At 63.5% G+C, this 12,732-nt stretch carries 9 protein-coding genes and 2 pseudogenes; 8 read left to right on the top strand and 3 right to left on the bottom strand.

The annotated features are described in order from the left end of the window. Window positions 1–10: 10 nt before the first annotated feature. The 8 genes from CK489_RS12180 to CK489_RS42170 all read left to right on the top strand — a co-directional run bounded on the left by CK489_RS12180 (window position 11) and on the right by CK489_RS42170 (window position 8,506). A complete protein-coding gene (locus CK489_RS12180) occupies window positions 11–1,357 on the top strand; it encodes a TetR/AcrR family transcriptional regulator (protein WP_283807264.1) in 1,347 nt (448 codons plus the stop codon). Between the two features lie 300 nt (window positions 1,358–1,657). Further along, entirely contained in the window at window positions 1,658–2,896 is a 1,239-nt protein-coding gene (locus tag CK489_RS12175) for a branched-chain amino acid ABC transporter substrate-binding protein (protein WP_050630649.1), read from the top strand. Between the two features lie 137 nt (window positions 2,897–3,033). Then, window positions 3,034–3,981 (top strand): branched-chain amino acid ABC transporter permease, encoded by a 948-nt coding sequence (locus CK489_RS12170; protein ID WP_021078464.1) that lies wholly within the window; start codon window positions 3,034–3,036, stop codon window positions 3,979–3,981. Then, the gene (locus tag CK489_RS12165; RefSeq protein WP_050630647.1) at window positions 3,978–5,270 is read left to right on the top strand and encodes a branched-chain amino acid ABC transporter permease; all 1,293 of its coding nucleotides are present in this window, start codon (window positions 3,978–3,980) and stop codon (window positions 5,268–5,270) included. Before CK489_RS12170 ends, CK489_RS12165 begins: the two co-directional genes overlap by 4 nt. Then, complete coding sequence (locus CK489_RS12160; protein ID WP_050423451.1) at window positions 5,267–6,016, top strand: ABC transporter ATP-binding protein; 750 nt, start codon at window positions 5,267–5,269, stop codon at window positions 6,014–6,016. Before CK489_RS12165 ends, CK489_RS12160 begins: the two co-directional genes overlap by 4 nt. Further along, window positions 6,016–6,711, top strand: a complete 696-nt coding sequence (locus CK489_RS12155) for an ABC transporter ATP-binding protein (RefSeq protein WP_021078467.1) — start codon at window positions 6,016–6,018, stop codon at window positions 6,709–6,711. The genes CK489_RS12160 and CK489_RS12155 overlap by 1 nt, the downstream gene beginning before the upstream one ends. A 550-nt stretch (window positions 6,712–7,261) precedes the next feature. Then, window positions 7,262–7,792 carry a hypothetical protein gene (locus CK489_RS12150; protein ID WP_050630645.1) on the top strand — a complete coding sequence of 177 codons (531 nt, stop codon included), beginning with the start codon at window positions 7,262–7,264 and terminating at the stop codon, window positions 7,790–7,792. Window positions 7,793–8,167: 375 nt separating this feature from the next. Next, on the top strand, window positions 8,168–8,506 hold the full coding sequence (locus CK489_RS42170) for a hypothetical protein (RefSeq protein ID WP_245350333.1): 339 nt from the start codon (window positions 8,168–8,170) through the stop codon (window positions 8,504–8,506). Window positions 8,507–8,520: 14 nt separating this feature from the next. Here the strand turns inward: CK489_RS42170 and CK489_RS12140 are convergent. The 3 genes and pseudogenes from CK489_RS12140 to CK489_RS12130 all read right to left on the bottom strand — a co-directional run. Then, a pseudogene (locus tag CK489_RS12140) lies at window positions 8,521–11,073 on the bottom strand (CheR family methyltransferase); the annotation flags it as partial. Between the two features lie 197 nt (window positions 11,074–11,270). Then, window positions 11,271–11,498 carry a hypothetical protein gene (locus CK489_RS12135; RefSeq protein WP_050630643.1) on the bottom strand — a complete coding sequence of 76 codons (228 nt, stop codon included), beginning with the start codon at window positions 11,496–11,498 and terminating at the stop codon, window positions 11,271–11,273. Continuing rightward, window positions 11,495–12,539: pseudogene (locus CK489_RS12130) on the bottom strand (chemotaxis protein CheB). The gene CK489_RS12135 and the pseudogene CK489_RS12130 overlap by 4 nt, the downstream one beginning before the upstream one ends. Window positions 12,540–12,732: the final 193 nt, after the last annotated feature.

The following is a 12,732-nucleotide window of genomic DNA, read 5'->3' as shown; positions in this document are numbered from 1 at the left end:
GCGGCAGACGATGCCGCCATCGCGCTCACGCAACGGGACTTTCGTCGGACCAAATCGGCGATTGAAAGTTGCGTGCCGAGAGGATTATCTCCCGTCCGGATCGGCATCCCGCAATCGGAAGGGGCATCGGAGCTTGCAAGTCGCCGCGCTGACAGATCGAGCTGAAGCGATTCTGGTCGCTGCATCCCGGCTGTTTGCCCGCCACTCCTATGCCAATGTCACGATGGAACAAGTTGCGGCGACGGTACAGGCTGTGCCGGGCGCGCTCTATCATCACTTTCGCGACAAGGAAGACCTGATCTTTCATTGCTATCTGCGCGGCCTCGCCATCTACAGGCGCGAGATGGAGGCCGCCGCCGAGCCCGGCATCGACGGGCTCGAGATCGTCAGGCGCTTCGTGCGCGGCAGGCTGCGGCCCGAAGGCCAGCGCATGATCCTGTTCACCGATATCGACGCGCTCGCCGCGCCCTACGGCAGCGAAGTCCATGCCAAGCGCTGGCAGAACGCCGCGCGGCTGGCGGATATCCTGCAGCGGGGCGTGGCGGACGGCTCAATCGCCTGCGACGAGCCGCTGCTCACGGCGGTGGCGCTGATCTCCATGCTGGACTGGGTGCCGTTCTGGCTGTCCGAACGCGACTACTACACGCGCCAGCAGGCGATCGATGCCATCGACGACATCATCACGCACGGCGTGTACCGGCGCGAGATCGCGGTTCCCGAGATGCCCGAACCGCTCAGCCTTGCGCCGTTCCTAGAGGCTCGCGCGAGCTTGAACAAGCGGGCCGCCAAGTTCGACAGGATGCTGTCGATCGCCTCCGACAGCTTCAACCGCAGGGGCGCGTCGGGCACGTCGCTCGAGAGCATCGCCGCGGATGCGGGCATCACCCGCGCCGGGATCTACTATCACTTCAGTGAAAAGGAAAACCTGCTGCTGGCCTGCCTGCGGCGCGGGCTCGCCGGCGAGATCGCCATTCGCGAGCACCTGCAAGAGCACAGCCTTGGAGCGTTCGAGCACACCGTGCAGAGGATCCGCCTGCTGCTGATGCTGCACGACACGCCCTGCGGCCCGAAGGCGACCTACCACAACATCAACTATCTCAGCGACGCTGATCGGAAAGCCTATGTCGGACAGGTCCTGGCCTCGATCCGGCAAAGCCAGAGCAGCTATCAGAGCTGGATCGACGAGGGTCGCATCCGCCGCATCGATACATACTTCGCCGAGCGTATTCTAACCGGAATGGTCCATTGGTATCCGATCTGGTTCAAGACCAGGCGTGACTGGCCTCCGGCGCAGGTCGCAGATCATTTCGCGCGACTATTCCTGTCGGGCCTCAAGCCGCGCCGGCATCCGGCTTGAATCGCCAATTCGGATCCTGCCGCTATAATGCTTCCGGACGCGGGCTCGCCTTAGGGGCCCCGAACGACGTCGGCTCCCGATCGCGAACCGGGAACGCCTCATTCAAAAGTTTACTTGCGGTTCAAATCCTTGCCGGATCTCGCGGCATCTCGAAGGGTTTATAGCCTATAACATCATAATACCGCCTGCTAAAACTTGACGCAGTATTCAAAGCGAAAGTTGCGAAGGCTCGGCAATTGAGGTTATGAGACGGCTTCGATCGCTGAAGATCAAGAAACATGAGCAAAGGGAGAAAGCAGGATGCGTAGGCTGATCGTTGCTGCCACGGCAGCACTGACGGTGTTGGGAGGCGCGGCGTCCGCGCAGGAATCCATCAAGATCGGCTATATCGATCCGCTCTCCGGCGGCGGCGCCAGCGTTGGCGAAGGCGGTCTGAAGACGTTCCAGTACCTCGCCGACGAGTTGAACGCCAAGGGCGGCATCCTCGGCCACAAGGTCGAGATCGTTCCGCTCGACAACAAGACCAACCCGCAGGAAAGCCTGGTGCAGGCGCAGAAGGCGGTCGACGCCGGCGTCCACTACATCACCCAGGGCAACGGCTCGTCGGTCGGCGCTGCGCTGGAAGATTTCGTCACCAAGCACAATTCGCGCAACCCCGGCAAGGAAGTGCTCTACTTCAACTACGCCGCGGTCGATCCGAGCATGACCAACGAGAAGTGCAGCTACTGGCATTTCCGCTGGGATGCGAACTCGGACATCAAGATGGAAGCGCTGACCAACTACATGAAGGGCCAGCCGACCATCAAGAAGGTCTACCTGATCAACATGGATTACTCGTTCGGCCAGTCGGTGCGCACTGCCGCGCGCAAGATGCTGGGCGAAAAGCGGCCGGATATCCAGGTCGTCGGCGACGAGCTGCACCCGATGCTGAAGGTCACCGACTTCTCGCCCTATATCGCCAAGATCAAGGCGTCGGGTGCCGACACCGTCGTGACCGGCAACTGGGGTCAGGACTTCGCGCTGCTGCTGAAGGCAGCTGCCGATGCCGGCCTCAAGGTCAACTGGTACACCTATTATGCCGGCGGCGCCGGCGGACCGACCGCGATCAAGCAGACTGGCCTCGAGGGCCAGGTGTTCCAGATCAGCGAAGGCGTGCCGAACTCCGGCAACAAGGCGGCGATGGATTTCGAGAAGGACTTCCGCGCCAAGACCGGCATTTCCGTGTGGTATCCGCGCGCGGTCAATGAGATGCGGATGTTCAAGGCAGCAGCGGAAAAGGCCAACTCGATCGACCCGGTGAAGGTCGCGGCCGCGCTCGAAGGCATGAAGTTCGACGTGTTCGACGGCGGCGAGGGCTTCATGCGCAAGGACGACCACCAGTTCTTCCAGCCGATCTACATCTCCTCGTTCGGCTCGCTGGCCGACAAGACCAAGGAGCCGTTCGACGAGGAAAACACCGGTTGGGGCTGGCACATCGTCTCCAAGATCGATACCGCCCAGACGATGCTTCCGACCACCTGCAACATGAAGCGGCCCTGATCGACCGCCTTGGAATGCGCCTCCGCGACCGCCGGGTTGCGGAGGCGTTCGTCATCCGGCCGCATGGTGGCGCCGGAGTTCATTTCACCGACAGGTCTTTGATCACGTGAACCGTTCCAGTCTCATGCGAGTGCGCCGTGGCTGAGCTCATCGTCATCTCGACGCTTAACGGCGTCCTGTTCGGCATGCTGTTGTTTCTGCTGTCCAGCGGACTCACCGTCATCTTCAGTATGATGGGCGTGCTCAACTTCGCGCATGCGAGCTTCTACATGCTGGGCGCGTTCTTCGGCTTTCAGCTCACGCGCTGGATCGGCTTCTGGCCGGCGCTGGTGATCGCGCCGCTATTGGTCGGCGTGGTCGGCATGGGCGTCGAGCGCTACGGCCTGCGCAACACCCACAAGCACGGCCATGTCGCCGAGCTGCTTTTGACCTTCGGTTTGGCTTTCGCGATCGAAGAGATCGTCTCGATGATCTGGGGCAAGAGCCCGGTGGACTATCGGGTCCCGGCGGCGCTCGACTTTCCGGCCTTCACCGTGTTCTCGACCAACTACCCCGCCTACAAGATCTTCATGCTGGTGGTCTCGGTCGTGATCTTCATCGCGCTGCTGGTGACGCTGAAGCGGACCCGGGTCGGCCTCATCGTGCAGGCCGCGCTGACCCATCCGAGCATGGTCGGCCATCTCGGCCACAATGTCGGCCGCGTCTTCATGCTGGTGTTCGGTGTCGGCAGCGCGCTCGCCGGTCTTGCCGGCGTCATCGCCGGTCCCTCGCTGGTGACGCAGTCCGACATGGCGGCGCTGCTCGGGCCGATTCTGTTCGTCGTCATCGTGTTCGGCGGCCTCGGCTCGCTGCCCGGCGCCTTCATCGCCTCGCTGCTGATCGGGCTGATCCAGACCTTTGCGGTGGCGCTGAACGGCTCGCTCGCCAGCGTGTTCGGCCCGCTCGATCCGAGCCTCGGCCCCTCGCCGCTCACCGACATCTGGAACGTCACGATCGCGCAGATCGCGCCGATCCTGCCTTACTTGCTGCTGGTGCTGGTGCTGATTTTCCGCCCGATGGGCCTGCTCGGGACGCGCGAATCATGACGAACGCTCCCACGCCCACCCTCGCCGCGGCCAAGCAGGAGTCCGGCGGCGCCCTCGGCTTCTATGGCGTCTGGGTGCTCGCAGCCGTAGCGCTCGTCGTGCTGCCGCTGATCTTCTCCTCCGGCGGCTCGCTGACCTCGTTCTGCCTGATCGGCATCGCGATCATCTTCGCGCTGTCCTACAATATCCTGCTCGGCCAGACCGGCCTGCTGTCGTTCGGTCACGCCGTGCAATACGGCCTCGGCGGCTTCCTCGCCGTGCACGTCATGAACGCGGTGGCGAACCACAACTGGCCGATCCCGCTGCCGGTGATCCCGCTGATCGGCGGCATCGGCGGCATGGCATTCGCGCTCCTGGTCGGCTGGGTCATGACCAAGCGCGCCGGCACCGTGTTTGCGATGATCTCGCTCGGCATCGGCGAGCTGGTGGCCTCGTCGTCGCTGATCCTGCGCAGCGTGTTCGGCGGCGAATCCGGCATCACCACCGACCGCACTTCGTTGATGCCGATGTTCGGCTGGACCTTCGGGCCGCAGATCCAGGTCTACTACCTGATCGCGTTCTGGGTGCTGATTTCGGCGATCGCGATGTACGCGCTGACCCGCACGCCCTTGGGCCGCATCTGCAACGCGGTGCGCGACAATCCGGAGCGCGTTGAGTTCATCGGTTACGATCCGCATGTGGTGCGCTATCTCGCCTACATGTTCGCCGGCTTCTTCGCCGGCATCGCCGGCGGCCTGACCGCGATCAATTTCGAGATCGCCAACTCCGCCTATCTCGGCGCGACGCAATCGGGCCTCGTGCTGTTCTCCGCCTTCATCGGCGGCACCGCCTATTTCTTCGGCCCGATCCTCGGCGCCATCCTGGTGACCTATCTGCAACTCGGGCTGACCAGCGTCACCTCGGTCTGGCAGCTCTATTTCGGCGTCATCTTCATCGGCATCGTGATGTTCGCGCCGGGCGGCATCGCGGGCATTCTGATGAAGCACCGTCCGCTGATCCGCGCCGGAACGCTCGGCACGGTGATCCCGTCCTACCTGGTCGCGGCGATCCCGACGCTGGCGTTTGCGCTCGGCATCATCCTGACCATCGAGACCGTCGCGCGCTTCTCGGGCGGCGACGTGATCAATCTGCTCGGCATCCCGTTTGTTGCCACGGCGCCAACGACCTGGGCGGCTGCCGCGGTTCTGGTGGTCGGCGGCTTCCTGGTTGCGCGCATCACTTGGCGGCGCGTCGCGGAAGCCTGGGATCGCGCCGCGACGGTGGCCCGTGATCGGGGGTATCTGGCATGACCGCTGCCATTCAAGTCAACGCCGTCGAGAAGAGCTTCGGCAATGTCCAGATCATCCGCGACCTCAATCTGAGCGTCGCCAAGGGCGAGCGTCACGCCATCATCGGGCCGAACGGCGCCGGCAAGTCGACGACGTTCAACCTGATCTCTGGCCACATCAAGCCGACCTCGGGCGAGATCCGCCTCAACGGCGAAGTGACCTCGGGCCTGCGGCCATTCGAGATCAACCGGCGCGGGCTGTCGCGCTCGTTCCAGGTCACCAACGTGTTCGCCCGCATGACGGTGTGGGAGAACGTGCGCTGCGCCGTGCTGTGGGCGACCGGGCATCGCTACGCGTTCTGGAAGAACGTCGACAGTCTGCCCGAGGTGAAGCAGCGCACCGCGCAGATCCTCGACGACATCCATCTCAGCCATCGCCGCGACGTGCCGGCGGGTCTGCTCACCTATGCCGAGCAGCGCGAACTCGAGATCGGCATCACGATCGCCGGCGGCGCCAGCGTCATCATGCTGGACGAGCCGACCGCGGGCATGAGCCATGCCGAGACCGAGCGCGCGGTCGCGCTGATCCGCCGCCTCACCGAAGGCCGCACGCTCGTCATCGTCGAGCACGACATGAGTGTGGTGTTCGGCCTCGCCGACCGCATTTCGGTTTTGGTCTACGGCCACATCATCGCCTCCGGCACGCCCGAGGAGATCCGCGGCAATCCGAAGGTCAAGGAAGCCTATCTCGGCGAGGAGGTCGACTGATGCTCGAGGTCAGGAATCTTCACGCCTATTACGGCAAGAGCCACATCCTGCAGGGCGTCGATCTCGACATCGCCGCCGGCGAGGTGGTCAGCCTGCTCGGCCGCAACGGCGTCGGCCGCTCGACCACCGTCAAGGCGATCATGGGCGAAGTGCCGCCGCAGGGCACCATCCGCTTCAAGGGCCAGGACATCGCGGGCCTGCCGAGCCACAAGATCGCCCGCCTCGGGCTCGGCTATGTGCCCGAGCATCGCGACATCTTCCCGAGCCTGACGGTTCGCCAGAACCTGATCCTCGGCATCAAGGATCCGCGCCGCCCCGGCAAGTGGCGGCTGCAGGAGATGCTCGACATGTTCCCGAACCTCGCCCGCCGCGCCGACACGCCGGCCGGCGTGCTGTCGGGCGGCGAGAAGCAGATGCTGACCACCTGCCGCACCCTGCTCGGCGATCCCGAATTGATGATGATCGACGAGCCGACCGAAGGTCTGGCGCCGCTGATCGTGCAGCAGGTCGGCGAGCTGATCGCACGAATCGCGAAGGCCGGCGTCGCCATCCTGCTGGTCGAGCAGAAGCTGTCGATCGCGATGAAGATCTCGAACCGGGTCTACATCATGGGCCATGGCCGCGTGGTGTTCGAAGGCACCCCGGAGCAGCTGAAGAACAACGCCGCCATTCGCGAGGAATGGCTCGAGGTGTGAGGCGGGCGACGCGACCCGATCAGGAGCTTTGCTTCGCGCGCGATCGTCCGGCCGATTGACCCACATCAACACGCATTCCCGACCACCGGATATCCGTATCCGGATGCCGAAAGGGTTGTCGGATGCGCCGGAATTTCACACTTCCCGAGCTTGAAGAACGCCTGGGTGGCCTTCTGGAAGGGGCCGTCCACTCGATAATGCGGCATGACTACGAACGGCTATTCGGTGAGAACGATGTGGCTGTGAGACGACTTCGCAATTTTGCGAAGAGCCACGATTGCGTGGCGAGTTTTGTCGACGGGCGGATATTGTTTCGAAAGTTGATCAAACGCGCCGAAATCGCCGCACCGCCCGAATAGATGGTATGCTTTGCAGCCGTGGTCTTCCGAACAACGTCATGGAAGAACAACTCGGACTTGACCGCGACGGGTCGGCTCAGGTTTAAATATGGGCGGTGTCACTTTGTTGACGGCCGATCTCTGTGCGGGGAAAGCCGATTTCAAAGAGCAGGAAATTCACCCGATGGTCCGGCGATGAAGACCGAGAGCTCTTGAAGCTGCGGGCCTTCGGAATCCATCCACGATTGCTGGCCGACGCGCTCGGGCGAACCGAAACCGCGATCAAGGCCCGGCTTGCTGTCATCTCCAGGCATCCGCCGCCGGCCGAACCGCCCCAGCACGACATCAGTGTCTCAAGGCCCGCGATCGATTGCTGGATCGCCGATCATGGATTTGCGGTCACCGCCGGCAAGCTGTGCGCGACGACCCGGCGCGAACGCCTGCGCGCGATCGGACGGACGAACGGACGCCATCGACCCGCTCTTCAGGACGCGGCCGGACCGGTGCTATCGGAAAATCCCCAATCGGCTTTTGCTGCGCGCATCAACCAGACGCCGATAGAAGCCGCCCGGGAGTGGCTCACCGAGCGCCAAGTCCACCTGCAACGCGGCAACCAATTTACGCGCACGATGCTTGCTCGAACCGAAGAGCGTTTACGGCTGTCCCGGGCGATCTTGAACTATCCCCTTCCACCCATCGTCAAGCGCGCGGTCTCTCGTCTCGGACCGGATGAGGGCCAGTGAGCGTGCGGAGCTTTGGCTTGGCGCGGGCCGCGGGGCCCGGCCCCTCGATCCGCCCCCGTATTATTACGGGAATTTGCTGCGAAGTAGGGTCCAGCGCCCTACCACGCTGTGTTAGGATTGGAACCCTGCGCTCCGCGCTCATTTCCGCCGGCGGGCCTAATGGGAGAAGACAACGGGGATATCGGAAGCCTTCGGAAACGAGTCCAGCAGGCTCTCCGGGCGTTTTCGACCGATGATCTGCGCCATCTCCTAGCGGAGGTCGAGCGCGTCCTGGGTGGCCATTCCTCTTCGCATTCGACGGATGGTCGTGGGGTTGTTCATTCCGTTCCGGCCGGGCCTCGCCGGTCGGGACTGCGTCTTGCTGGAGGCACCTACATGGATGGGTTCATCGCACGTGCGAACATCGATCACTATCTGGACCTGTTGAAGGGACCGGACGTTCCGGCCGGCACCCGATCGACGATCACCAAGCTGCTGCTCGACGAAGAGAACAAGTTGGGTCGCGAACAAGAGCACCTCGAGTTTGCCGAAAGCAGAGCGACAACCTGCCGCGAGAATGCGGACCGGCAACGACGCCTGACCGATGCATTCGTCCCCGGTACCAGCGAACGAATCCAGGCCGAACGGCTGCTAGACCATTTCGAGGCGATCGCGAACCTGGTCGAAAGCGCATGTTTGCAGATGCGCCACCGCCTGAACGACAACTCGCTTTGAGATCGGGTCGGCTAACGATCCTCCAACCGCGCGATCGCCGTGACGTCGACGAACGTGATCACGACACCGGCGATGAAATTGTCGATGCTTCGGTAGGGCAGAATGCGCACGGCGTAGCGGGTGCCGCCGTCGGGCGCGATCAGCTCGCGCTCGGCACTCGCCAGCGTCCGTAGCACGCGCCGTGCGTCATCATAGAGATCCTCGATCGGGATGCGCGCCTTGATGTGGGCGATCGGCCGGCCGACGTCGGTCTCGACCAGATGCAGCAACTGGGTGATCGCCGGCGTGAAGTTCATCACCTTCAGATCATTGTCGAGGAACACGGTTGCAATCTGCGTGCTCTCGAGGAAATTTCTCAGGTCGCTGGAAGCCCGGGTGAGATCCTGCACGCGGAGCGCCAGCTCGCCGTTGACGGTGGTCAGCTCTTCGTTGACGGATTGCAACTCCTCCCGCGAAGTCTCCAGTTCTTCGTTGGCGGATTGCAATTCCTCATTGAGGGACTGATACTCCTCGTTGGAGGACTTCAGCTCCTCGTTGGTGCTTTCGAGCTCCTCGATCGTGGCTTGCAGCCGCTCACGGGTGGCGCGTAGTTCGCTTTCCAGCCGCTCGACATGTTCGCTCCTGACCCGAACGTTGGGCTTGCCATCGGTGCGGTCGACGGGTCGGATCGGGCCGTCCTTGAACAGGACGACGAAATTGCGGCGGCCGTTGGGGCCGTCCTGCATCGGCTCGACCGTGATATCGACCGGTATGCGATGCCCGTTGGCGCCGAACTCGACCTGTTCGGCATGCTCCGCTTCATTGGTTTCGGCTGCACGGCCGAGCGCGGCGCGCAGCTCGAGCCTGAGATCGCGATGGACCAGTTGCAGCAAGTCGAGCGACGCCGTGCCTGCCGTCGGCTCGATATAGCGGCCGGTGCGGCCTGAGAAATGCAGGATGTGGAAATTTTCGTCGGTGATCACATAGGCCGGCGCGTGGCGTTCGGTGATGCGCTGGGCGCGGCGCTCGAGCCCGATATCCGGGCCAGGGGAGCGCAACGGCGGCACGTCGACCGCAGTCCGCCCGGCCGCCGTCGTGATGGGGAATTCCGGCGGCAGCCGTGTCCCGGTCTCCAGCCTCCTGAAAATGCGCGCGCGGCGGTCGACCGGTGCAAACAGATTGAGATGCCGCGTGACGTTCTCGGAGTTGCCGAGGAACAGGAACCGTTCCGGCAGCAGCGCGAAGTGGAACAAAGGGATCACGCGATTCTGCAGTTCGGTGTTGAGATAGATCAGGAGATTGCGGCAGGAGACCAGATCGATCTTCGAGAACGGCGCGTCCTTGATCAGATTGTGCTGAGAGAAAATGCACATCTCGCGCAGCTCTTTGACGACGCAATAGGTTTCGCCTTCACGCACGAACCAGCGCGCCAACCTTTCCGGCGATATGTCGCCCTCGATACTGGTGCGATAGCGCCCGACCCGCGCAGTGGCCAGCGCACGTCCATCGATGTCGGTCGCGAATATCTGCACCTGAGGTGTCGAGTCGAGATGCGCCATATGTTCGCGGAGCAGGATACCGATGGAATAGGCCTCCTCGCCCGTAGAGCACCCGAGCACCCAGACGCGGACCTGCTGGCCCGCGCTCCTCCCCTCAAAGATCTTCGGGATGATCTGTTTTTCGAGGACATCGAACTCTTTCTTGTCGCGAAAGAATTCCGTCACGCCGATCAGGAGGTCGTTGAACAGGTGCTGCGCCTCGTCCTTGTCGTTTCTCAGGAAATCGACATAGTCAGAGATGTCGCCGATCTGCACCACCTGCATGCGGCGTTGGACGCGGCGCAGGAAGGTCTTCTGCTTGTAGCCGTGGAAGTCGTTGCCGGTCTTGCTGCGAAGGATGTCGGCAATGCGCGCCAGCGAAGTTGCCGCCCCGGCCAGCACCTCGTCGAAGCCCAGCTTCTCCTCGAGGCGGCGCAGATGGCGGGCGTAGACGGCGACGTGCTCGGCGATCTCCTCGGGCGGCAGCACAAAATCGGCGATCGCCGCGGCCGAGCTGTCTTCCTCATGCGGTCCGGATTGGCCATCGGCGCCATCGCCGATGCGTTCGGCGATTGCCAGGCCGCCGTGATGCTTCAGGGTGGCGACCCCCAGCGTGCCGTCAGCGCCGGTGCCCGCAAGCACGATGCCAATGGACAGCTCGGCCCGCTCCTCAGCCAGCGAGATCAGGAAGCTGTCGATGGTCGCCCGCTCGCCGCGCGTCTGCTCGGTGCGCCGGACCAGCAGCCGGTCGCCGTGGACCGTTGTGATCATGTCCGGCGGACAAAGGTAGATCGTGCCTCCCTCGGCGAGCTGGCCGTCATTGATTTCGGACAGCGTGGCTCCCAGCGATCGTTGCACCACGTCGCGCAGGGCCGTGTCGTCACCGTCCCGATGTTGCAACGCAAGCACGATGGCCTGGTCCGGATGCAGACTTAACCTGGAGAAAAAGCGCTCGATACTATCCAGCGCGCCGCCGGAGGCACCAATCCCTATAATCAGCGGTGCCTTGGATTGGCGGTTGTCTCCTCCGCCTTCCGTTTTTTCATCCATAAGTGCTCTGACTCTCATTCTCCTGCGGCGTCTCGCCAGCAATAGTGATACCAGAGTTTGTTCCCGACCCAACGCAAGAAATTGATCCCGCCCCCTTTGGGAATCCGGTTAGGCGGTGGTCGCCATCGGGATCGGGGACGCCAATGGCGCATCAGCCCGGCCGACGGCCGTTGCTTCGCGGCATGCCAGCGCGCTGACTATCCTGCCCGCGATTCGTGGGGCGCCACGTGCCGCTCGAGATAGTCAATCCGCTGTTCAATCAGGCCGCGGTGACGCTCCCATTCGACCAGAGTCCGTTCGAGCGAACCGGCCAGATGCTCGGCCTGCCTGGTGTCGTGGCCGGCTCGTTGCAGCCTTTCCAGCAGGTCTTGCTGTTTGCGGAGACGCCGCCTGCCCTGCTCGATATCGAATTCCGCCTTGGTCAAGAGCCGTCGCTCGGACCGCAACTGATGCGCCCAGTTCGCACAATCGGCGTCGTCCATCGCGGCTCCTTCAGCGTCCGGTGCTCCGGAGCAGCCGATCCTAGCATGACGCGGCGAATCGTGTCGGCATATTCGCGATATTCGCCGGCGCGCGTCGTACATTCGCGCAATCGTCGGCCACCCGCTTCGATTTACGCGTTCGGCGTGCTGCTCGATGATGCGAAGCGCGAACCGAAGCGCCTCGTCCGTGCTGTCCTCCGGTTGCTTGGAGGCTATGTCGGCGGTATGGGCGCCGAGCTGATGGCGGAATCGAACAACGTGTCCCATGTCGGACCCGGAAAGCACGCTCCCGCATGCCGGGCAAGTCAACGGCGCGGGATCGGCAACATCGGCCAGCGCATCGCTGCTGATCCGTTCGCCCGCCGCGATCTTCACTTCAAGCGCGATTTGGGGCGGGATCGGCAGGACCGCGCCCGGCCGCTCCCGAACCAGATCTGGCAACACATCGCCCATCCGGGCGCCGGGCATGCAGAGATCGACCGTGGTCGCCTCCAGCGCCCGGAGCGGCATTTCGCCGGACATGGCGTCCTGCGGGTCCTGAACCAGCGCGATCCCGCCGCACCGCTTGATCGCGCCGAGGCCTGCCGCGCCGTCGGACAACATGCCGCTGAGCACGACACCGATCACGCGGGGGCCGTAGTGCAGTGCGGCCGAGCGAAACAACGGGTCGATTGCAGGCCGGGTCAGGTTCTCGCGCGGTCCGCGGCCAAGCACGAGGTGCCCATCGTCAATCAAGAGATGGTGATCCGGTACGGCCAGATAGACGTGGCCGTTCTCGATCGCCATGCCGCTTTCTGCTCGCCGGACCGATAGCTGGCCGGCGGCGGTTGCGACTGTGGAGAGGATGCCGACGCCCTGGGCCGGGATGTGCAATACGATGCAGATTGCGGCCGGCAGATCAGCCGGCAACCGTCGGAGGATGTCCTTCAACGCCGGCACCGCCCCTGCCGAGCCGCCGATCACGACGATGTCGCGATTGGGCATGGGAACCTGCCTTTGCAGACGTCATCCGGAACAAAGCGCACTTGCTCACTATGTTCCAGCCTTGCGATCACATCGCACCGGGCGGATTTTGAAGGCCCGTCTCCTCGCCGGCTGCCGAGTTGCGAACGCGCAGCATGCCGATCGCGTTCACCGCCAGCCGCGGCCGACGCGAGCGATGGCAGAGTTCGCGGAC

Origin of the sequence: Bradyrhizobium sp. UFLA03-84 (assembly GCF_002289535.1) — a bacterium.
Taxonomy (GTDB): domain Bacteria; phylum Pseudomonadota; class Alphaproteobacteria; order Rhizobiales; family Xanthobacteraceae; genus Bradyrhizobium; species Bradyrhizobium viridifuturi.
This window is presented reverse-complemented; position numbering and strand designations above follow the sequence as displayed.

Bases quoted from the DNA above. Each gene is read 5' to 3' on its own strand.
- CK489_RS12155 (WP_021078467.1), top strand. From the start codon at position 6,016: ATGCTCGAGGTCAGGAATCTTCACGCCTATTACGGCAAGAGCCACATC.
- CK489_RS12160 (WP_050423451.1), top strand. From the start codon at position 5,267: ATGACCGCTGCCATTCAAGTCAACGCCGTCGAGAAGAGCTTCGGCAAT.
- CK489_RS12165 (WP_050630647.1), top strand. From the start codon at position 3,978: ATGACGAACGCTCCCACGCCCACCCTCGCCGCGGCCAAGCAGGAGTCC.
- CK489_RS12180 (WP_283807264.1), top strand. From the start codon at position 11: ATGCCGCCATCGCGCTCACGCAACGGGACTTTCGTCGGACCAAATCGG.
- CK489_RS42170 (WP_245350333.1), top strand. From the start codon at position 8,168: ATGGATGGGTTCATCGCACGTGCGAACATCGATCACTATCTGGACCTG.
- CK489_RS12175 (WP_050630649.1), top strand. From the start codon at position 1,658: ATGCGTAGGCTGATCGTTGCTGCCACGGCAGCACTGACGGTGTTGGGA.